This window comes from Enteractinococcus helveticum, from assembly GCF_001657475.1.
Classification (GTDB): Bacteria; Actinomycetota; Actinomycetes; order Actinomycetales; family Micrococcaceae; genus Yaniella; species Yaniella helvetica.
On record NZ_LXEY01000112.1, the window covers coordinates 1 to 22083 of the forward strand.

18 protein-coding genes and 1 pseudogene are annotated in these 22083 nt (G+C 56.7%); 8 read left to right on the forward strand and 11 right to left on the reverse strand.

Translation table 11 applies throughout. The features are described 5' to 3' along the window. Window positions 1-102 precede the first annotated feature (102 nt). The 4 genes and pseudogenes from A6F49_RS15575 to ectA form a co-directional block, all read right to left on the reverse strand. The gene (locus A6F49_RS15575) at window positions 103-648 is read right to left on the reverse strand and encodes a hypothetical protein (protein ID WP_043055527.1); all 546 of its coding nucleotides are present in this window, start codon (window positions 646-648) and stop codon (window positions 103-105) included. 327 nt (window positions 649-975) lie between these two features. Next, window positions 976-1368 (reverse strand): annotated as a pseudogene (locus tag A6F49_RS15580) (ectoine synthase); the annotation flags it as partial. A gap of 30 nt (window positions 1369-1398) precedes the next feature. After that, window positions 1399-2694 carry a diaminobutyrate--2-oxoglutarate transaminase gene (gene ectB, locus A6F49_RS15585; protein WP_043055526.1) on the reverse strand — a complete coding sequence of 432 codons (1296 nt, stop codon included), beginning with the start codon at window positions 2692-2694 and terminating at the stop codon, window positions 1399-1401. 78 nt (window positions 2695-2772) lie between these two features. Further along, window positions 2773-3330: a diaminobutyrate acetyltransferase gene (gene ectA / locus A6F49_RS15590; protein ID WP_043055525.1), complete on the reverse strand. Its 558-nt coding sequence runs from the start codon at window positions 3328-3330 to the stop codon at window positions 2773-2775. 422 nt (window positions 3331-3752) lie between these two features. Between ectA and A6F49_RS15600 the strand changes: the two genes are divergently transcribed. After that, window positions 3753-6284: a metallophosphoesterase gene (locus A6F49_RS15600; protein WP_043056617.1), complete on the forward strand. Its 2532-nt coding sequence runs from the start codon at window positions 3753-3755 to the stop codon at window positions 6282-6284. A gap of 144 nt (window positions 6285-6428) precedes the next feature. Here the strand turns inward: A6F49_RS15600 and A6F49_RS15605 are convergent, their stop codons facing one another. The 4 genes from A6F49_RS15605 to A6F49_RS15620 all read right to left on the reverse strand — a co-directional run bounded on the left by A6F49_RS15605 (window position 6429) and on the right by A6F49_RS15620 (window position 9810). Then, window positions 6429-7799 carry a CitMHS family transporter gene (locus A6F49_RS15605; RefSeq protein WP_043055522.1) on the reverse strand — a complete coding sequence of 457 codons (1371 nt, stop codon included), beginning with the start codon at window positions 7797-7799 and terminating at the stop codon, window positions 6429-6431. A gap of 314 nt (window positions 7800-8113) precedes the next feature. Further along, a complete protein-coding gene (locus A6F49_RS15610; protein WP_150119560.1) occupies window positions 8114-8890 on the reverse strand; it encodes a DedA family protein in 777 nt (258 codons plus the stop codon). Window positions 8891-8983: 93 nt separating this feature from the next. After that, window positions 8984-9235: a Smr/MutS family protein gene (locus A6F49_RS15615; RefSeq protein ID WP_043055521.1), complete on the reverse strand. Its 252-nt coding sequence runs from the start codon at window positions 9233-9235 to the stop codon at window positions 8984-8986. Between the two features lie 14 nt (window positions 9236-9249). Continuing rightward, window positions 9250-9810: a dihydrofolate reductase family protein gene (locus A6F49_RS15620; RefSeq protein ID WP_043055520.1), complete on the reverse strand. Its 561-nt coding sequence runs from the start codon at window positions 9808-9810 to the stop codon at window positions 9250-9252. A gap of 223 nt (window positions 9811-10033) precedes the next feature. Here A6F49_RS15620 and A6F49_RS15625 point away from each other — a divergent pair, with 223 nt between their 5' ends. After that, on the forward strand, window positions 10034-10699 hold the full coding sequence (locus A6F49_RS15625; RefSeq protein ID WP_052499952.1) for a dihydrofolate reductase family protein: 666 nt from the start codon (window positions 10034-10036) through the stop codon (window positions 10697-10699). A 14-nt stretch (window positions 10700-10713) separates the two neighbouring features. Further along, on the forward strand, window positions 10714-11283 hold the full coding sequence (locus A6F49_RS15630; protein WP_201120377.1) for a dihydrofolate reductase family protein: 570 nt from the start codon (window positions 10714-10716) through the stop codon (window positions 11281-11283). Window positions 11284-11288: 5 nt separating this feature from the next. On the opposite strand, the gene A6F49_RS15635 is transcribed toward A6F49_RS15630, so the two are convergent. The 3 genes from A6F49_RS15635 to A6F49_RS15645 form a co-directional block, all read right to left on the reverse strand. After that, window positions 11289-13883 carry a penicillin acylase family protein gene (locus tag A6F49_RS15635; RefSeq protein ID WP_043055518.1) on the reverse strand — a complete coding sequence of 865 codons (2595 nt, stop codon included), beginning with the start codon at window positions 13881-13883 and terminating at the stop codon, window positions 11289-11291. Between the two features lie 92 nt (window positions 13884-13975). Beyond that, complete coding sequence (locus A6F49_RS15640; protein ID WP_052499951.1) at window positions 13976-14830, reverse strand: alpha/beta hydrolase; 855 nt, start codon at window positions 14828-14830, stop codon at window positions 13976-13978. Window positions 14831-14875: 45 nt separating this feature from the next. Beyond that, window positions 14876-15574: a YczE/YyaS/YitT family protein gene (locus A6F49_RS15645; RefSeq protein ID WP_201120380.1), complete on the reverse strand. Its 699-nt coding sequence runs from the start codon at window positions 15572-15574 to the stop codon at window positions 14876-14878. Between the two features lie 1181 nt (window positions 15575-16755). Here A6F49_RS15645 and A6F49_RS15650 point away from each other — a divergent pair. Genes A6F49_RS15650 through A6F49_RS15670 form a run of 5 tightly spaced genes read left to right on the forward strand, consistent with a single transcriptional unit; the run spans window position 16756 to window position 22079 of the window. Then, the gene (locus A6F49_RS15650) at window positions 16756-18330 is read left to right on the forward strand and encodes a 4-hydroxyphenylacetate 3-hydroxylase N-terminal domain-containing protein (protein WP_043055517.1); all 1575 of its coding nucleotides are present in this window, start codon (window positions 16756-16758) and stop codon (window positions 18328-18330) included. A 46-nt stretch (window positions 18331-18376) separates the two neighbouring features. Further along, a complete protein-coding gene (locus tag A6F49_RS15655) occupies window positions 18377-19312 on the forward strand; it encodes a VOC family protein (RefSeq protein ID WP_043055516.1) in 936 nt (311 codons plus the stop codon). Further along, window positions 19309-20082, forward strand: a complete 774-nt coding sequence (locus A6F49_RS15660; protein WP_043055515.1) for an RraA family protein — start codon at window positions 19309-19311, stop codon at window positions 20080-20082. The genes A6F49_RS15655 and A6F49_RS15660 overlap by 4 nt, the downstream gene beginning before the upstream one ends. Further along, complete coding sequence (locus A6F49_RS15665; protein WP_043055514.1) at window positions 20079-20498, forward strand: cupin domain-containing protein; 420 nt, start codon at window positions 20079-20081, stop codon at window positions 20496-20498. The genes A6F49_RS15660 and A6F49_RS15665 overlap by 4 nt, the downstream gene beginning before the upstream one ends. Before the next feature lie 30 nt (window positions 20499-20528). Further along, entirely contained in the window at window positions 20529-22079 is a 1551-nt protein-coding gene (locus tag A6F49_RS15670; RefSeq protein WP_043055513.1) for an aldehyde dehydrogenase family protein, read from the forward strand. The last annotated feature ends 4 nt before the right edge of the window (window positions 22080-22083 follow it).

Sequence of the window (22083 nt, forward strand, 5' to 3'; positions counted from 1 at the left end):
CACAAATAAGCCCATGCACTCATCATAAACCGCCCAATTAGTGACCCAAAACGCAAACTCAAAACCCGCTGACTAGGCACGACACCTAACCCAACCGGAAAATCAGCACTCACTTGTGCAAGTCAGGTTAAAACCGGTGACCTCATCGGTCTCACCGGCTTCAGCTGCAGAACGCATCTGGTCCAGCAGGTCTCCCATATTGATGGAATCTGCTGTGTCAACGCTGTCACTAATGTCGGCATATTTACCAGCGAATTCTGCCGCGACCTGGCTCCGTTGGTCTTCGGGCAGCATTGGACCCATGGTTTCAAGCACCATATCCATGGAGACGTAGACGTCGTCACCGAAGAACGACATCATGGGTTCTTGAGCGTCACCCAGGCGGATCGCCGTGGCCGAGCCATCTAAGGCACCATAGATTTGCAGATCAGAAAGATTTCCACCCAGCATCTCCTCGATGACCGCGGCATCACCGGCCATTTCCTCGGGCAAGGCCCCTGAGATTCCCATCGCATCAGAGGCAGCCATGGAGTCCCACATCTGGGCCTCGATATCATCAAATGCTGGAACGTCGGAAGCGCCGGCACAACCGGTGAGCGCTAACCCGGCAATCGCGGTAGCAGCTACGGCGCGGAGAGATCGTGACATAGGTTCTAGTCTTTCTTCTGAAGTTTTCGTGATGAAAGATTCTCAGCGTAGGAGGTGCCCTACCTAAGCAACAACTTTCAAGTGTAGACCGCTGGGATTCTTTCAAGCCGCACCATGACGACGCCCGCGACCTGCCCTGTCAAATGGCCCTAGAGACTTTGTCCTGGCGCAGCAACAGCGGCGCAGCGTGTGTCTGCCGTGAACACGCTGCGCCGCTGTCTTTTCTCAAAAACCGAAATCCGGCTAGGAGGTCATCGCTGGAGTGACTGCCTGGGACTCGATTTTCGTTTCTTCGCCGACGCGTGCACCAGTTGGCACTTTTCGATCGGCTTCAGCTTCGGTGATGAGTGGGTAGACGCCAGACTCATCGTGGGTTTCGCGGCCGGTAACCGGCGGGTTGAAGACACAGGCCATGCGCAGCTCGGTTTCAGCACGCACGGTGTGTTTTTCGTGGCCATCGAGTAGGTACAGCGTGCCGTCACGAAGGTCGTGAACTTCGCCGGTTTCCTCATTGGTCAAGGTGCCGGTGCCCTGCACGCAGTAGACGGCTTCAATGTGGTTTTCGTAATGGAATGTCGACGTCGTACCGGCATAAATCACGGTGTCGTGCACCGAGAAACCCACGCCTTCGCGGGCTAACACGATGCGACGGGAACGCCAGGTTTCGGATTTGACGTCGCGTTCGGTGTCGTTGAGGTCTTCTAGTTGGGTGACAATCATATGTGGGTCCTTTCGCAGGCTGTGGTGGTTTTAGGCGGTGGCGGTTGCCGGTTCAAAGACCAGAGTGATGTCTTGACCGGTGACATCAGCGATGCAATCCGCCAGGATGTTCAGGCCACGTTCCAGCACAACCAGGTCGATGTTCAGGGCTGGCATGAGCTTCAGGACTTCGTCCTGTGGCCCGGAGGTCTCCATCAGCAGGCCTTTTTCGAACCCTGCGGCGGCGACTTTTCCGGCGATCTGGGGGTCTTGGAAGTACAGGCCGGTCAGTAGGCCGCGACCTTTGACGGATGTGTCTTCGACTTCGATGGCGATTTTGGTCAGTGCGTCCTGAACGGTGTCAATGACCTTGGCCAGGTGGCCGTTTTGGAACGAGTCATCGGCCCAGTAGCGGCGCAGTGCTGCGGTGGCGGTGACAAAGGCCGGGTTGTTGCCGCGGAAGGTACCGTTGTGCTCGCCCGGTGCCCAGACATCAAGTTCTGGGGTGAACAGGGTCAGTGCCATTGGCATCCCGTAGCCGGAGATGGATTTGGAGACGCACACGATATCTGGAACGATGCCGGCTTCCTCGAAGCTGAAGAAGGTGCCCGTGCGGCCGCAGCCGGCTTGGACGTCGTCGACGATCAGCAGGATGTCGTGGCGTTGGGTCAGCTCGCGCAGACCGCGCAGCCATTCGGCGCGTGCGGCGTTCAAGCCACCTTCACCTTGGACGGTTTCCACGATGATCGCGGCGGGTTTGTCCACGCCGGAGCCGGAGTCTTCCAGGACGCGTTCCAGCCACAGGAAGTCTGCGGTCTCGCCGTCGAGGTAGTTGTCGTATGGGATCTTGGAGCTATTGGTCAGGGGCATGCCGGCACCCTGACGCTTCATCGAGTTACCAGTGACCGACAGTGAGCCCAGGGTCATGCCGTGGAATGCGTTGGTAAATGACAGGATGTGCTGACGCCCGGTGACCTTGCGTGCTAATTTCAGCGCGGTTTCCACGGTGTTGGTACCCGTTGGCCCAGGGAACATGACTTTATAGTCCAATTCGCGCGGCTGCAGGATGATCTCCTTGAACGCCGTCAAGAATTCCCGTTTGGCCGGAGTCATCATGTCCAATGAGTGCACCAGCGCATCGGAGCTGAGGTAGTTGAGCAGTTCGGTGCGCAGTTCTGGGTTGTTATGGCCGTAGTTCAGGGCACCGGCCCCGGAGAAGAAGTCGATGTATTCTTTGCCCTGCTCATCAGTGAGGGTCGAGCCGGAGGCTGCGGTGAACACGGTGGGCCAGCTGCGGCAGTAGCTGCGGACCTGTGATTCTGTGGTTTCGAAAATGGTGGTATCCATGAAAGCCCTTTCAGGGTGTTGGTGAACTGTTTTTGCACAGCACAGCTGCGCAATAAAATTAGGAAATCGGGTGAGTGATTAGTTCAGCGCCAGTTCATTGGCAGCCGCACGACGACGTAGCAGCTCGGGTACTAACGGTCCGATGCGGTGTAAGTATTCGGTGTCATGCCCATCCGGATACATCTCGCGGGTGAACAACGCTTCGGTATCATGTGCCGCTTCGTGTCGGTGGGCAAGCGAAGCGAAAAGGTGTTTGGACGCGGCATTGTCATCGGTCACGGTGGTTTCCAGGTGCTCTGCTCCAGTGGTTTCGACCAAATAATCCAGCATCCTGCTGGCCAGTCCCTGGCCTCGTGCCGCCGCATCGACGGCGACCTGCCAGATCAACAGGGTGGTGGGGTCGTTTGGCCGAAAGAATCCGGTAACAAAACCCATCAGGGTGCCGTCCTGGGTCGTGGCGACAACACTGGTATCGGCGAAGTCTCGGCACCACAGCAGATAGTGGTACGAAGAGTTCAGATCAAGCACCCCGGTTGCACGGGTCAGACGCCAAATATTGGCGCCATCAGAAAGCCTCGGCGACCGGAGATTGATAGTAGAACCAGAAGGATCGTTCTTGGTTTCGGAAAGATGCATAAGCTCAACAATAACGAGCTGAGGATTCAGATCAACCGGCTAAACCGCGACTTTCGCACGCAATCCACCCTGTCATGGGCCCTGAAAACCCGCCCAGACCGGCAAGCTGTTGCCGATCTGTACTCAGTGCACTGGGGCCCGCCCTCGACTAGAGAGACGTTATTGAATTGTTACCTCTTCGTTGCGTTCTTGTTATAAATAAGGGCCCGCGGTGCCGTGGCGGATGGATGAGAAGTCAGTTCCCTGGGTGAAAAACCGTGTGTCATTGCTCATAAAACCCCAAAAAGACCGCTGACTTCACCTGTCGGCAACCTTCAGGTGCCCCAACAGGCAGACATATATCGCCGAACGTTCAACTGCTCTCGCCACGATGTCGAATGTTCCCTCAAATACTCAAACATCACTCCTCGGAGGTGACCTTCTTGACTCGCATCTCTCGCTGGCTGCCTGCCTCAACGCTGACCGTTGGGCTCGTGGCATCCAGCCTGGCGGTTATTGCCCCAGCACAAGCCAACCTTGAAGTCGACCCAGAATCTGACGTTCTGATCGACGAAACCACTACGTGGCGCTACCTTGACGACGGAACGGATCCGGCCAACGGCCTGCCGTCCCGCACCGACTGGACCGCACCAGAATTCGACGACTCCTCATGGGATTCTGCCCCTGGCAGTTTCGGCGCGCTTCGCGGCGAAATAGCTGAGCTCAATGGCGGCTACACACCAGACAACCTGCTGTCACAGTACAAAGACAGCACAAACACCAATAAGGAAGCCTTCTTCTTCCGTTCCGAATTCACGGTGGACACCGATGAACTCGACCAGGACGATGAAGTCAACGGCGCGATCTTGTACGACGACGCCGCAATCATCTATGTCAACGGCAAGCGCGTTGGCGGTTTCCATGACGAAGAGCTGGCATTCACCGAAGAAGGCGATGATCGCAACCTGGTCTACGGTGGTGCCAACGCATCAGCTCCGCGCTACCGTGAGTTTACGGTCCCTGAAGACCTGATCGAAGACGGCGAAAACACCATCGCCGTCCAACTGCACAATGGTCGTGATAATAGCTCGGATCTCTACTTCGAACTGGAACACCTCACGGTGGAGACCAACGAGCCAGAAGGCCCGACCGCCATGCTGTTGCAGATGGGTGCTGACCCGTCCGAGCGCCGTCTGTCATGGCTGACAGACTCCGGCGTTGCAGAGTCCGTGCAGATCGCCTCCGGCGCAGTAGACACTATGCCTGAAAATGCCACAACCATCGAAACATCCGTCCAGGACGATTCCGCTCACGAGGGCAAACAATACGCCCACGCCACCCTGTCGGCTCTGACCCCAGGCACCTACAGCTACCGTGTGGGTTCCGCTGAAGGCACATGGTCCGATATCGCCCAGTTTGAAGTCCACTCCAACGATGTAGAACACACTTTCACCCTCGTCGGTGACCCACAGCTGGGCTCGTCGGGTAACTTGCAGTCGGATGGTGCCGGTTGGCAGCGTGCCCTTGATGCCAACGATCAGCTATTCCCCGAATCCCAATACATCCACTCTGTTGGCGACCAGGTTGAGACCTACTCCGGTACCCCAGATGAATATCTGACGTTCATCGCGCCACAGCAGCTGCGTTCGCAGCCACTGATGGCAACCCTTGGCAACCACGACTACAACCGCAGCTCGCCACAGGATCTGTTCGGTCAGCACTACAACCTGCCAAACCTGGCAGACTACGACCCAACCGAAGGTAGCTACTGGTTCATTTACAACGACGTGCTGCACCTAAACATCAGCACCGAATTCCGTTCCGACTACGACGCTCACCGTGAGTTCTTGGAAACCACTATCGCACAACACGGCGACGACGTCTCGTGGACCATGCTGACCTTCCACCGCCCGCTGTACAGCGGCGGTAATCACTCGGTCACCGGCACTACCGACGGTATCCGTGACAACCTTGGCCCAATCATCAATGACCTGGATATCGACGTCGTACTGACCGGCCACGACCACTCCTACACGCGCAGCTACTTGATTGACGGTGAAGGCAATCAGGTTGATCCTGCTGCATCCGAAGTCATTGTCGATGCTGAAGGCAATGTCACCGACCAGGAACTGATCGCCGACTACGAGGGCACGGACTCCAGCCAACGTCTAGAAGACGGCAACTACGTTCGTGTCACCTCGGATGAGGATGAGACCCTGTTCGTCACGGCCAACTCCTCGAGTGGTTCCAAGTTCTACAACTTGCAGGACGTTGGAAGCTACCGCGACGGTTATGTCCCGCGCTTCCGCGACCAGCAGCGTGAACAGAACATCACCGGTGTTGAAGTCACCCAGTGCACTGTCACCACCAATACGGTTGAACTCGATGGCACAGTCGTCGACAAGGTTGAACTGCTGCGTGACCATACCGCACCGGTCATCACCGCCGGTGCGGCTACCGTTGAACTCGACGGCGAATTTGATCCGCTGGCCGGTCTGGAAATCTCCGATGACTGTGCCGTGCTGACCACTGACGACGTTGACGTCGACGGCGAAATCGACACCTCGGTGCTGGGTGCCCAGACCGTGACCTACCGCGTCGCGGACGAAGCCGGCAACGAGACTGAATTCGAGCGCGTTGTCACCGTGGCTGAAGCCCCAGCTGAAGATAACGATGACGATAACAATGAGGATCCAACGCCGATTCCAACCCCGGGCGAGGATGATGACAACACCCAGGATCCAAACAGCAACGATGTCACCGACGGCAACAATGTCGGCGGTACCGATGGTGACGATTCTGATGACGCCAACGATGATGATCTGACTGACGCTGATCGTGTCGCTGATACCGATCGTGACGGCGCACTGGCCAACACCGGTGCCAGCATCATGTGGGTCGTAGCGATTGGTCTGGCTGCCCTAGCAATTGGTCTAGTCTTGTTCTTGGTCAAGCGTAATAGGCTGACCCCATAACCACCATGAACCATCTGTAAGACCCACCCGTCTGACAGATTCACCGGCGGTGTACCTTCTTGATCCCGAAGGTACACCGCCGGTTTTTTCTACATTCGAATCGAGCACGTTGCGGGTTCACGTTCGATAGGGCAAGTGGTTAAGCTACACCTGTACGATCCCCATGAGTACCGCGACCAGCAGCATCAGGATGCTGAAGCCCCACATGATCACAAACGAATAGCGAATGTGCTTACCAATATCTGCGTCAGCAAGTCCCATCGCCAACCAGACTGCCGGAGCGAATGGGCTGACGAATGTACCGATGACATTGCCGACCAACAGGGCATATGCAGTTGATGTCGGGGAGACACCGAATTGGCTTGCGGTTGCTTCTACTACAGGCAGTACGGAAAAGTAATAGGCGTCGGTGGAGGTGAGCATATCCAGCGGCACTCCGAAGAATCCAACAATTAGGTGCAAGTACTGCCCCACCGATTCGGGGATGATTTGCAGCATGGCTAGCGCAACGTTTTCTAACATTCCGGATTCATTGAGCACGCCTAAGAACACGGCCGCGGCGATGATCACAGCCGCCATCATCAGCGCATTGGGGGCGTGGGCTTTCATCCGATCAATTTGGAGTTTGGCCGAATTGAAGTTCATTGGGAGCAGTATTGCAACGCCCAGTACGAAGCTCAGGGCCGGATCCAGCCAGCCGGCTAACATGGTGGTGAGCACGGCGATGACGATGACAATGTTCAACCAGTAAATAACCGGGTGGGCGTTGATCTTGCCCTCGAGGTCTTTGCGCTCTAGTTTCTGGCGGGCTGTAAAGTCGTTGGCAATTTTACCCACGTCAACGTTTCCAACGGATTGCTGGGTGCCGGTACCGACTCTGGCGTTAATACGACGCATTTCCCGGACGCCCAAGAGCACAGCCAAACCGATGAGAAGTAGCAGGCCGACACCCTGCAGTGGGATCAGCGGCTGGTACATTTCACCGGGATCTTCACCGACCACCGTGGCAGCCCGAATCAATGGGCCACCCCAGGGCACCATGTTCATAATCGAAGCTGAAAGACTCACGAGGAGCAACAGCAGATAGCGGCTCATATTGAGTGCCTGATATAGCGGCAGTAACGCCGGAATGGTCAGCAAGAAGGTGGTGGCTCCAGCGCCGTCGAGGTGTGCCAAAGCGCCAATCAATACGGTGCCAATAGCGACCAGGATGACCCGACCGCGTGTCATGAGAATGAGTCTTCGAATCACCGGATCAAATAACCCGGCGTCAGACAAGATGCCAAAGAATATGATGGCGAAAATGAACATCACTACGATGCTCATCACTTGGCTCAGGCCTGAGTCAAAAAATCCTTGGAGGTCTTCGAGCCCAAAGCCTAATATCAGTGCTCCGACCGTGGGAACCACTGCCATGGCGACCACCGGAGAAACCTTGCCCCAGATAAGCAAGCCGACGGTCACACCGATGATGGCGAGCCCAGCAATGGTCAAGACCAAATCAGGTTCAGTCATGAAAGGTGCGTCCCTTCAATGTTGTGAGCGTCGCGGGCCGAGATTCGGGCACGCGAAGCAAAAAGAATGATGGTAACCCGGTACACCTTAGGCATGTGCCGAGCACATTTGCCCAGGAGAAGGTTTATGTCCACGCACGCCAAAGCTCAAGGAATTTCTACTGAACCTCTCCAACGAGGGTTGTGCGCCATTGCCTTCCTAGTCACAATTGAACTGAGAGCCTCAAGCACGATTGAATATTGCCGACCCGAAACTCACAACCAGATAGTTGAATGTGACAGCAATAACACATGCTGTTGCTACCCTGAGGCGCTTCATCTCTCCGAACTGCGTGAACTCCCGTATGGTTTCTGCGCGACCAACCGGTCAATTCTCGCGGCAGCTTCCTCGGGACTTTCGGGCTGATAGTTCGGATCATTGGCACGACGGCGATTGCGCACAATTCGTACGGTCACCCAGATCGCAAGGACCACAACGACGGCACTCAGCACCACGTTGGAAAATACGTCTGCATAGTCGGAAATCAGATGGAAATTCGAGCCCAGCAGATAGCCACCCATAAGGAAGATCGTGTTCCAGATCAACGAGCCGATGGCGGTGAAGAGCGTAAACAGCCAGAAGTTCATTCGTTCAAGCCCAGCTGGGATTGAGATCAGCGAGCGAAAAATCGGGATCATTCGGCCAAAGAACACGGTCCAGTAGCCGTATTTCAGGAACCATCGTTCGGTGCGTTCGACGTCGTCAATATCGACTAACGGCATCATGTAGGCCGCTTTGTATAAGCGGTATCGTCCAAACCAGGCACCCAGACCGTAGAGCACCCACGCTCCGGTCACCGAACCAATGGTCGCCCACAATATGCCGGCTGCTGGGGTGAATGTTCCACTGGCAGCGGTGAATCCGGCCAACGCAAGAAACAGTTCCGATGGTATTGGCGGGAAGACGTTTTCAATAAATACTGCCAGGCTCAGTCCAATCGGACCGAGCGCTTCCATGACGGCCACGACAATGTCGCCGAGCCAACCATACGAGACGTCTTCAGGTGGCGTGGCGATGCCGGTTCGGCTGAGTACTATAGGCGTGATCATCATTTTATACTATCCATATCAGCCTGGATACACGCTGACACCGTCAACGCTGTATCGATAGAGATACTGTGTATCCGAAAGCAGGAACATCAGAACTCAGTGTTTGAAATGGACAAACACCCGGCCGAAGTTCTTACTGTCTTTTTCAACCCGGTGATACCGGGCTTTAATGTCCTTGCGATCGAGAAACCGCAGGACTCGTTTTTTCAGCGCGCCGCTGCCCTTGCCCGGAATGATCTCAACGGTCTTAGCCTTGGTGGCTTCCGCTTCGTCGATGATGTCATGTAACGCTCGATCAAGGTCGCGACTCTTGTTGTAAATATCGTGCAGATCTAACTTCAATCGCATTCCGACTCCCATTCTCAGTCATGGCCAGGATACATAACCTGGTATCGCAACCGAGCGAACTGGCCGATCTGCTGGGCCTCAACCAGAGTTAACCGATCTGATTCGATACGCTGATCCAACAGTGGCGCACCGTCAATCAGCGCGACCGGAGCGACACTGAGCGCGATTTCATCCAAAGCTTGGGCGGCAATAAATTGCGATGCCAGTCCCCCACCGCCGACCACCCAGATGATCCCGTCACCTGCTAGCTCACGCAGTTGGGGTATCGCCGCAGACACGTTGCCCGACATGAAACGAACTTCGGCATCACCCGGGACAGGAAGCTGTCGACTCGTGAAGACCACGGTCACCACATCTGACATCGCATTACCCCAGGCATCCATCTTCTCTAATGCGCCCAATTCGTTGAGTACCCATTCATAGGTGGTGGATCCCATGACCTGTATGGCAGCACGCGGCGGAGCAAGTCGTGGATCGTCTCCACCTGGCACAGCAAAAAGCCATGCCAATGAGTTGTGTTGATCGGCCAGGTATCCGTCCAAGCTGGTGGCGGTTTCGTAAATGATTTGTCCCATAATCGCGACGCTAGCGCCCAAGATTCTTCTGTAACACCGGCGGTCACTAATCTGTGGAAAACCCCTGGTCAAACGGTGATGGATTGTTCTCACCCACAACGTACGAATGCCGAAGTCACGACGTCGTCGTTCGAGTATTCTCCGGAGCCATAGTTATTTTCCAGCCTGGTTTTTAGACTGGTCTGTGAGCCATCCTCACGACGTATGGGAGGAAGAGTTCATTATGCGGCTCAGTATCAATCTTTTTATGACACTCAATGGTGTCAGCCAAGCGCCCGGTGGTCCAGAAGAGGACACTCGGGGTGGTTTTACAGACGGCGGCTGGTTGATGTCGGTTTTCGATGAAGGCTGCGGGCAAGCGGTCTCCCGCTGGTTTGATCAATGCGGAGCGCTGCTGCTGGGGCGTCGCACCTACGACATCTTTGCTTCCCACTGGCCGCAGGTCAGCGACCCGGACGATCTGGTCGCCCACCTGATCAATACCTCGCAGAAATACGTGGTGACATCTTCTGCGCTCGGGGACGTCTGGGCCGATTCATCGACGCGTCTGGGTGATGACTTTCTCGATGAAATTCGACGCCTGAAAAGTGTCGAGCGCGAGGGTGAACTCCAGGTCCATGGCAGTGTGCAATTGGCACGGACCCTGCACCAGGCCGGAGTTGTGGATGTGTATCGGTTTCTTATCGCACCGGTGACGGTTGGCCCGGGTTTTGGGATGTTCTCTGCAGCAGGCCCGTCTTATAAGATGCGTGTTCGCCACGGCGTCGTCACCCAAAATGGGGTGTATGACGTGGAGATGATCCCAGAGCCCTTCGGTGGGCGGAAAACGGTTGGCCTGAACGACGGCAAAGAAGTGGTGCTCGAGGTCGACGATCCGGAGGCGTCATGAGCTGCTATGCCAGTGTGAGCATTTCTTTAGACGGGTACTACACCGGGCTGAATCCTTCAGCGCAGCAGATGTTGGGTGAAGGTGGTGAGGTGTTACATGCCTGGCTGCCACGCGATGTCATTGACCGACCGGAGTCTGGTGTGCACGACATTATCGCCGAGGAGTACACGCGGATCGGTGCTGTGGTGATGGGCTGGGATAGTTATGAACATGCCGAAGCCGTCTGGGGTGCCAAACCGCCGTTTGGTGTTCCGGTGTATGTGGTTACCAGCAGGTATTTGGCCGACGACGTTCGGCACGGCACGACGTTTCGTTTCGTCAATGATGGCTTCGAGGCCGCCGTTGAGCATGCGCAAAATGCGGCAGGAGATAAAGAAGTGGGCCTGCACGGCGGCGGGGCGATCCGGCAGGGGCTGCTCCACGGTCTGCTCGAGGAGTTACAGCTGCATCTGGTACCTGTGCTGCTAGGTGACGGGCGGCAGTTATTCGACGGCGTCGACCCGGCGGACATTGAGTTAGAGCAGCTGCGAGCCGCCGAGGGACAAGGCGTTACGCACATTAAATATCGCGTGCGTTATGGCTGAAGGCTTCATGACAGCTTAGCTGTGGGTTCCAGGACGAGCACGGCTTGAGTGGCGTCGTCGATGGCTTCCGGTGAGTATGCCCACGGGAATTGCTTGCCCTGGGCCCAATCGTCGGCCTGATCAACATAATTTCGGTGAAACGCGTGACCGCTGGTACCGGTCAGGTTTTGCCACACGGAGGCGTCCCAGTCGCTGAGATCAACCACCATGCGCATTGACGGAACGCTGGTGGTCGCATAGCCTTCGTCCAGTTCCCAACCGGTGGCGTTGACGACACCCGAGCCACCACCGGTGGGATAGGGGCCGCGATTGAATAGCGCTTCGATGGGCGCGATGCCGCTATTGCCAAAGGACTCGTGTCGCAGCGTCAACGCATGCAGGTCACCCCAGTTCCAGTCCTCGGGGTCGGATCCTTGTGCAGCAACCAACTCGTTATAGGCGGCCTCGGCGGCGTCTGCCAGCAGGGCCCCTTGGGATTCGCCCCACCAGGTGCTGTCAGGATCCTCACGTTGGATGGTAAAGAATTCGAAGAGCCGAGACTGATCGTCTCGGGTGATGTCGGCGTCCTGGGTGTCCATCATGGCTTGGGTGACGTGATTCCACAGCACATTGGCATAGGCTGCCGGCGCGGAGTCGGCGTCATTATTTCCATCCCATTCGGCGAGCATGTCCAGGGCCTGTTGGACGTCGTCGTTTTTTACGTCGATGCCAGCATAGGCCTGTTGCAGCGGTGCGGCACCGGGGAATTGAGTGTCCATGTGCAGTTGGGACATCGACTCGACCGTCACCGGGCCTGCGGCAATGAGGGCTTCGAGTTGCTCGACGATGCGTGCTGCGCGGTAGCCGTAGTCCCAGTCGCGAGACAAAAAGTACGGGTAGTCGTCGGTGACGATCGCGTTATTTGCGGTGACAATGTAGCCGGATTCGGGATTGTAGCTCACCGGCAGGTCATCAAAAGTGATGAAGCCTTGCCAGTTGTAGGAACTGTCCCAGCCGGGTTGGGGTAGGTAGCCGTCGCCGGCGCCGCGGATGGGCAGTTTGCCGGGCGCCTGATAGCCGATGTTGCCGTGGGTATCTGCGTAGATCAGGTTCTGGCCGGGGACGGCGAATTCGGAGGCCGCTTGGCGGAAATCGGCGAAGGTTTGCGCCCGGTTCAGCGTGAAAATGGACCGCGGTGTGGTGGTGACATCCAGGGCCGTCCAGCGCAAACTCAGGGCAAATTTACCGGGTGGGACGTCGTCGTCATTGGCAATCGCTGGGTTGATCGTAATGGTTTCAAAGTCTGGTTCGAGATCCGACAGGATGGGACCGTGGTGGGTGGAGCGGACCTCGTAGCGAACATCCTGCCCGCCGGCGACCTTGAAAGTTTCGTTTCGGGTTTCAAAGTCGTGCAGTTCGCCGTCGTGCCAGTAGCCGTTGTCCTGGATTTTTTCGACGTAGAGGTCTGCGACGTCGGTGGTGAGGTTGGTGAATCCCCAGGCGATGTTTTGGTTGTGGCCGATGATGACGCCGGGCAGCCCGGAGAAGCTAAAGCCGGCCACATCGTAGGCGCAGTCCTCGGTGATGGTGGCGCAGCGCAGATGCACCTGGTGCCAGACCGATGGCAGGGTCGCGCCAAGGTGCGGGTCATTGGCTAGCAGGGGGAGCCCGGTGTCGGTGTGCTCGCCGGAGATGACCCACGAGTTAGAACCGATGCCCTCGCCCACTGACGGCATGAGGGCATCGAGTGTGGTCAGCAGGTCGGTGACACCGGCGAGGTCAAGGTCGCTGGTTGGGGTGGTAGTTGCGGCTCGGGGTCGGGCATCAATGTTTTCGGCTCCGCTGGGGCCGGTGGCTTGGGGAATCTGGGTGCTGTCGATGTTGGAGCCGTTGGGGTCTTCGGCCAGGATGACCGGGTGTTGCTCGAAGGGATATTCCGGGTAGAGGTCGGCCAGCTGCTGGGCGTCGAGCTGTTGGGTGAGCAGTGCGCGGGCGGTTTCTTCTTCCAGGTTGGTGCGCAGGTCCCAGGCCATGGCTTTCAACCAGGCGGCCGAATCGACCGGCGTCCAGGGTTCTGGCTCATACCCGCGGTTTTGTAGGCCCAGCACAGTGTATTCAAAGGCCAGCGCGCCACCTTGGCGTTCGGTTAGATAGGCGTTGACGCCGTCGGCATAGGCCTCGTAGTAGGCGCGCTCGCGCTGGGGTAGGTCGGCGATTTCTTGGGCGGCGACGCCGTGCCAGTCGAGGCTGCGCAGGAATTTATCGGCACCCAGTTGGGATTCGCCGAATAGTTCGGACAGCCGCCCTGCGGTCATGTGGCGGCGAAAGTCCATTTCCCAAAACCGATCCTGAGCATGCACGTAGCCCTGGGCCATGAAAAGATCGTGTGAGGTTTCCGCGGTGATCGTGGGGATGCCGCGAGCATCGCGCTGTACTGTGACGCTGTGGTCCAGCCCGCTGACCTGCAGGGTGCCCTTGGTGTCGGGGAAGGCCCGCTGAACCGACCACATCACGTAGCCACCCACCACCAGCACCGCGACGCCGAGGAGTCCGAGCAGCCCAAGGAATATTGTGATGAGTCGGGAACGGATGCGTGAGCGAGGAGCCGATGTTGGCGTCATGATCTGGGTCGCCCCTTCAGACACGGTGGGTGGGTGCAACGTGATTGCCTCTAGGCTACGTGATGGAGCGCACTGTGCGGGAGCTTTCGCGCCTAGTCATTCAGGGTATCGGCCACCTCCGCCACAAAATCGGCGATGTGTGGGCCAAACATGATTGGATCGTTATGGTTCGCGCCGTCCATAACGTGATCGAATAGCAGGTGCGGTGCCGCATCGGCCACGTGTGCGCTGAGGTGAGTTGGAATCACGGTGTCGTGTTCGGCTCGGATGACTGCAATCGGCACATCAGTGTGTGCGACATGGTCGACGACGGGAAACCGGTCGCGCAAGATCAGGCGCACCGACAGGCCGGGATAGTGGTGGGCTGCGACATCAGCCAGTTCGGTAAATGGGGATCGGAAGATGGCCGCGGCCGGTGGGTGCTCGGCTAACAGGGCCGCGATGACGCCACCACCCAGGGATTCACCAAAATACAGTGTGGACTTGGGTGGGTAGCCGAGGTCCTCTAGCGCTTGGACGGCAGCTCGGCCATCGGCAATTAGACCGTGTTGATTTGGTGAGCCCGGGTTGGTGCTATAACCGCGGTAGTCCATAACCAGTACCGCAAAACCACGGGCCTGGAAGGCTTGGGCGAGACGGAGACGGTTTGCCCGGTTGCCGGCGTTGCCGGGAGCCATGAGAATCGCCAGTTCACGGGCCTCTGCCTCGCCAGCAGGAGGTGCAAACCAGGCTGATAGTTGGAGCCCGTTGGCAGTGTGCAGCGTGAGATCGCGGCCGCCCTCAAGTACTTCGGCCGCGGCCGGGACGGCAGAGGTATCGGGAAAATAGATCATGGAACGCTGCAGCGACCACATCAATACCACTGCTATCACCGCCGTCGTCACCAGGCCCACCACGACCAGCACGCGGCGGCGTCGTGAAGGCCGAGGCTGCCCGGTGGTGGTCATGCCACCATGGTGACAGCTCACCTGGACTGGGGCAAGGCGTGGTGGTTAGCCGTTCTTCGCTGCGCGGCGTTGGCGAAGGTTGTCGATGGCCTTGACCACTCCTCCGACGGCAAATGCCGCAAACACGGTTCCTTCGCGTACACCTTCGAGTTGCTGCATCATCATCAATGAGACGACGGCGGCGATGATCACCAGTGACCAGTCCACGATTTGTTTCATCGTCCCGAATCGTGCAGAGGTCACCTGGGTCAGCGCCATGACGATGCCTTCGCCCGGCAGATAGAGCAGCTTGGGTTGGACCTGAATGTAGACGCCGATGCCAAGAATGATCGCGCCCATGATCGTCACGACCCACTGGAGCAGATAGTTGTCGGTTTGTGCCCAGGAGGTCAAAAAGATTGAGACGTCGATCAGCGTGCCAAAGATGATGGCGATCGGAAGTTGGACTAGCTGGAATAGTGGAAAGCGTCGTCGCAAAATGATGATCTGGATGAGCACGAACACGGCGTTCATCACCACGGTCACGCCACCGACGGTCCATGATGTTGCGGCATCGATCACCGCTGGGAAGGTGGAAATCGGGGCGGTTCCCAGCTGGCCGTGCACGCTGAGCGCGATGCCAACGGACATGACAAATACACCGAGCAAAAAGGTGACCCAGCGGCCCCACATACTTGTGACCTTGGGCGGTTGGGCGGTGTCTTTGATGGTGGTGATGTCTTCGTTGTGCATGCCCTCGGGCATTATGTGGTCCTCGCTTCTTCATCCGGTATGGCCTACCGGCCTGTCGCTACTGTAGTCGCAGCGTCAACGAAACCCCGATTTTCAGCTGTCAGGTCCGCTACCGGATGCATGACCGGATTCCCGTTTCGGTGGTCAAAAAGGAATACCCTAGACATTGAGAGCACTGATAAGATTCCTGCCGCTGTCGAAGACATAGGTTGCTCATCGTCGGTCTGGGCTGCGGAAAACCGGCTGGAACTCAAGGTCAGAGTATCCCATCATGATGGCATTCGTTATGGCTAGTGCACTGATCCGTACGATAAGTCACGTCGATGATCCTTCCGGAGAGACTGTGTAAAACGACAGTACTGCGGGACAGCTATGGTGCTGCAAGAAATGCTCCAGCCCTGATTATTCCATGAGCGCGTGTTAGACCGGCTAGACCTCCGAGCTTTAGGGAGAGTTTTGTACCATTGCTGGTAGCCGATCTGCTGACTAATGCAATATTGAAAACTGACTCTCCAGGAGCCTTCGGGTTCGACCTGTTCAAAATAGCCTAGGTTCTTGTCTCCCATTCATCCATGATCGAGTGATTTTTGTGCCCGCCTTTGCAAGTTTGCCCTGCAGCAAACATCAGCAGACCACCTCATTAGTACAGATCTAAGGACGCTGGTTATCGACCCATGTCTTAGACACACTCGCAACCACAGCTACGTTTTGGAAGAAACAATGAATTGCCCTTCAGCGGAAACACGGGCTTTCGTGACTTAAGTCTCACACCTAAAAGGCTTCAAACTGCGCCTTGCCCAAAATATCTTGCAGCAAATAAGACCAAGAGGAGCATAACTAGCTCCCCGGATTTACTGCTCTCTTCAGCTCGGACACTGAGCGTGATATACATCACCCTTTAGAGGCATATACTTTAAATCTTTGGCCCTGAGAGCTTTCTGCCCTGGTTGACCACGTCGACCACCCTCGCCCCGGCGGCACTCAAGAACCTAACCAGGGGAACTTCTTCAAGCCAAACTTTTCCCATCCTGCCAAGTCAACCATTGATTTCAAGGCCTTACGACAACTCATTCGAGTGGCACTGAGATGCCTGCGGCCCGACAGAAAGTTCGCTTCTTGTGTTGCCGACCTTGCAATCTGTTCAAAAGGCGTGCAGTGTCACGAATCACATTCTTTGAGCGGAAGGAAATCCCATGACCATTGCAAACGCAGACACCCAATCCACCAGCGAAGACCAGAGCCAATACATCCCATTTACCGGCCAGGAATATCTGGATAGTCTCAACGACGGTCGCGAAGTCTGGATTTACGGCGAGCGGGTAGAAAATGTTGCCGAGCATCCGGCTTTTCGCAACTCAGCACGCATGATTGCCCGGATGTATGACGCGCTGCACGATCCAAAACACAAAGACATCCTGACAATGCCAACCGAATGGGGCGGCTTCACTCACCGCTTTTTCAGAGCTCCAAAGAACACCGAAGAACAAGTTGCCCAACGTGATGCGATTGCTGAATGGCAGAAAGTCGCCTGGGGCTGGATGGGCCGTTCCCCAGACTACAAGGGCTGCTTCTTGGCCACCCTGGGTGCAAACGCGGACTTTTACCGCGGCTATGAAGATAACGCTCGCGCTTGGTACCGCAAAGCCCAAGAAAAAACCTGGTATGTCAACCACGCGATCATGAATCCACCGGTCGACCGAAACCTGGGTCCCGAAGCCGGAAAAGACGTCTTTGTGCGCGTCACCAAAGAAACCGCCGATGGCATCTACGTCACCGGAGCCAAAGTGGTGGCCACCGGTTCAGCGCTGACCCACTACACCTTCGTTGGCCATGTTGGTCAAGTTGCCGTAGATGATCCGTCGTTCTCGCCGGTTTTCATCACCCCAACGAACGCCCCCGGTGTCAAACTCATCTCGCGGGTCTCCAATGAACAGCGTGCAGCAGTGCTGGGCAGCCCATTCGACTACCCACTGTCCAGCCGCCTGGATGAAAACGACGCGATCCTGGTACTGGATGACGTGTTTGTCCCCTGGGAAAACGTCTTTATCTACAACGATCTGGAACAGGCCAATAAATACAACATCCACTCTGGATACCTGGAACGCGCATCGCTACACGGCTGCACCCGCTTCGCGGTCAAACTCGACTTCCTAGTCGGCCTGCTCACCCGGGCATTGGAAATCACCGGCGCCGATGAATTCCACGGGGTGAAATCTCAGCTGGGCGAAGTCATCGCGTGGCGCAACACCTTCTGGGCGCTGTCTGATGCCATGGCAAAGAGCGAAGTGCCCTGGAAGAACGGCATGATCCAGCCCAGCCCACAATTTGCTGGTGCCTACCGGGTCATGAACCAGCTGGCCATGCCCAAGATCAAAAACATCATCGAACAGATCGTCGCCTCGGGACTCATCTACCTGAACTCTCATGCGGTCGATTTCAAGACCCCTGAAATTCGCCAGTACCTCGACACCTACGTACGCGGCAGCAACGATAACAATGCTGTAGAGCGCGTAAAGGTTATGAAGATGCTGTGGGATGCGATCGGCACCGAATTCGGAGCCCGCCACGAACTGTATGAAATCAACTACATCGGATCCAACGATGTCACCCGTCAAACCAACTTGTTCTCCGCCATGGGAACCGGCCTGTTGGACTACTGCAAAGACTTCGCCCAATCGGCCATGGACGAATATGACCTGGATGGTTGGACCGTCGATGACTTGGTCAACCCTGACGATGTCAGCGTTTTGGACAGCATCAAGCAGTAGCTCGCCCGCTGATTAGCCCAAGTAGAGACATCGGAAAGGAGAACTGATGGCTATTGCAGTCGATTTAGCGCAAGTGACGTATCAGGCCCAGGATTTGGGCCGTATGGAAGACTTCCTGACGGCCTTTGGCATGACCAAGAGCCCCGGTAGTGACCACAAGACCCTGTATATGCGGGGTACCGGAACCCAACACCACATTCACGTGACTCGCCTGGGAGACAAACAAAAATTCCTTGGCGTCTCCATCGAAGTGGCCACCCGAGCCGACCTTGATGAACTGGCCGCGATGGAAGGATCCAGCCAGGTCCAACAAAGCATCGAACCCGGGGGAGGTTACGAAGTAGTCATGCACACCCCAGACGACATCGAGATTAAGGCGATCTGGGGCCGCGCAAAGGTCGAACCGATCAAAGATCGTGAACCCAACCTCTTCAATAACATTCGCGACAAAAACCGCGTCTATGACTCGGTCCGGGCCCCGATTGCCCCGGCTACTGTGGCCCGACTGGGACACTTTGTACTGCACGTGACCGACCATGAGGCCACGATGCGCTGGTTCAAAGACCGCTTCAACTTCCTAGACTCGGACTACATGCTGCCACCGGGCGAAGACGGCCCACCAATCGGCACGTTTGTCAGACTGGATCTCGGCGAGCAACTGGTGGATCACCACTTCGCGTTGATTCTGCAATCCGATTGGGTGGGCATTCACCACTCGGCGTTTGAAGTCATTGACATGGACGCGGTGATGGCCTCGCATGATTACCTGGTGGAAAAGGGCTTCCACTCCGATGTGGGCGTGGGACGGCACCTACTGGGTAGCCAGATCTTTGACTACTGGAAAGACCCCTTCGGGTTCCGCATCGAGCACTACACCGACGGGGATGTGGTCGATGCCAACTACCAGCCCAGCTCGTTCAACGGTACGGCCAGCGAGACCACCCAGTGGGGCAATCGACCACCATTGGAGTTCTTCCAATGACCCAGCACATCACCATCACCACAACTCAAAACACCGAGCCCGCCCTGACTCCCGAAACCAAAGACCAGCTAATGCAAGTCGGCAGCGCCAATGTCGCCAACGTCCTGCTGAAGCGCGGCTTCAAAAACGTCATGATGCTGGGTCTGTCACAGGTTAGCGCCGACCAACCACGCATGGTTGGTCCGGCCTACACCTTGCGGTTCATCCCAGCACGAGAAGACCTCGACAGCATGGCCACCTACCAGCGAGATGATAACAAACACCGCCGGGCCATTGAAGAATGCCCCGCAGGTGCCGTGTTAGTCATCGACGCGTTCGGCTCGCTGCAGGCCTCTTCAATGGGTGACCTGATGGCCGCCCGGCTGAAGTACCGCAACGTCACCGGGGTAGTCACCGATGGCGGATTCCGCGATTCGGCGGACATCGCCGCGACCGGGCTGCCGTGCTACCAAGTCCACAATGCCCCACCAGCCACGCCTATTGCCTTGCACCCGGTGGCGCTGAACGAACCCGTCGGGTGCGCCGGGGTTGCCGTATATCCCGGCGACATTGTGGTCGGGGACGTCGATGGCGTCGTTGTCATCCCGCAGCATCTCGTGAATGAAGTCGCGGATGAAGCGCTCGCCGTGGCTGAATATGAAGAATTTGCAGCCCTTCGCATTGCACAGGGCCGGCCCCTTTTCGGGCTATTTCCGGCCACTAAAGAAAGTACCCAGGAATACCACCGATGGGTGGCATCAGGACGTCCAGAACAGGAGACCTCATCATGACCAATCAACCCAACTTAGCTTCACTGGAGATTTTGATCCATGCCAGTGATCTGAAGGAAGAAGACTGGATCGATTATCCAGAATATGGATTTAGACAGTACTTCTTGTTCAAGAATGAGCAGACCGGTGCTTCAATCGCCTTGTTGGACTTCAAAAAGGGCGGTCGCATCCCGACCAAGCACACACATGCTTCGAATCAATCGATGTATTGCCTCAAAGGCGATTATGAATACACCGATTCTGGGCTACGGCTAAAGCCCGGGTCGTTCTATTCCAATCCCAAAGACCACCCACACGGGCCAACGCTGGCGCACGAAGACAGCCTGCTCATCGAAGTCTACGACGGCCCGCACTATTACGAGAAACCCGAGTTTCATACGGATGAAACCATCGGTGAGTTTCTCGCAAACGACTAATTACTTCAAACTGAAAGACGGAAAAACACGATGTCCCTGACTAAAGAAGCTCTGTTCCATGCCACCGAAACGCTGGAGAGCTTTGGCATGAATGCCACCCACTCCGGTACCTATTCAAAAGACGGTGGCTGGCGACCCAGCCAAGACCGTCCGCTGATCGAAGTCCAGTGCCCGGCTGATGGTTCCACCCTGACTCATGTGGCCGCAGCCAATGCCCAGGACTACCAAGAGATCATCGAAACCGCACGCTCCGCCCACGAATGGTGGCGAATGGTTCCCGCCCCAGAACGGGGCAAATTCGTTCGCCGCATCGGGCTGTTGATCGAAGAGAACCTGGATGAGCTCAGCGCAATCGTCGCACTAGAAACCGGCAAGTCCATTATGGAAGCCAAAAGTGAACTGCGCGAGTCCATCGACATGTCCATTATCGCAGCCGGCCAGTCGCGCATGCTGTACGGCTACACGCAACAATCCCAGCGCGCCGAGCACCGCATGTACGATCAGTGGCTGCCACTGGGTGTGGTCGGAATTATCAGTGCGTATAACTTCCCGGCAAACGTCTGGGCACAAAACGGCTTCCTGGCCGCGATCGCAGGCAACGCCGTCATCTGGAAACCCAGCCCGAAAGTGCCGCTGACCGCTATTGCGTTACAGAAGCTCGTAAACCAGGCAGCCGAAGAAATGGGCTTTGAGGGCGTCTTCTCCTTGTTCATCCCGGACGACAACGATGTAGCCGAGCTGATGGTCCACGACACTCGGGTCAATATGATCTCGTTTACCGGCTCAACCACCGTGGGCAAGAAAGTTGCCAGCATCGTCAGCTCCACCCTGGGTCGGCGCTACCAACTGGAATGCTCCGGAAATAATGGTTGCATCGTCGATGAGACCGCTGACCTGAAACAAGCCGCCCGGGCTTTAACTTTCGGGGTCGTGGGCACCACCGGACAACGGTGCACCAGTACCCGCCGCATTATCGCCCACAGCAGCATCACCGACGAGCTGGTCGAGCTGCTGAAGAGGGCATTTGACCAGATCACCATCGGTGATCCACGCGACCCCGCCGCTACTGTCGGCCCACTCATTGATGGCCAAGCGGTCAAAGACTTCCAGGCAACCCTGGACACCGCCGTGAAGCAAGGCGCAACCATCGTCCACGGCGGCAAGGTCGTTGACCGTCCAGGGCTGTATGTCGAACCGACCATCGTCACCAACGTCAAACCAAACGACGATATTGCCCAACTCGAAACCTTTGTCCCGATCGTTTCGGTTATCACCTACGAAACACTGGACGAAGCCATCGAGATTCACAATGACGTAGCCCAAGGCTTAGCTTCCGGCATGCACTCCACCAACCTGACCAACATCGAAACCTTCCTGTCAGCACGGGGCAGCGACTGCGGCATAGTGCGCATCAACATGGGCACCACCGGTGCTGATGTCGGCGCGGCTTTTGGTGGCGAAAAAGAAACCGGCGGTGGACGGACCGCAGGCTCGGACTCCTGGCGCGAATTCATGCGCCGCCAAAGCGTCAACGTGAACTGGGGCGGCAAAACCGCCTGGGACAACATCATCAAACTCTAAAAAT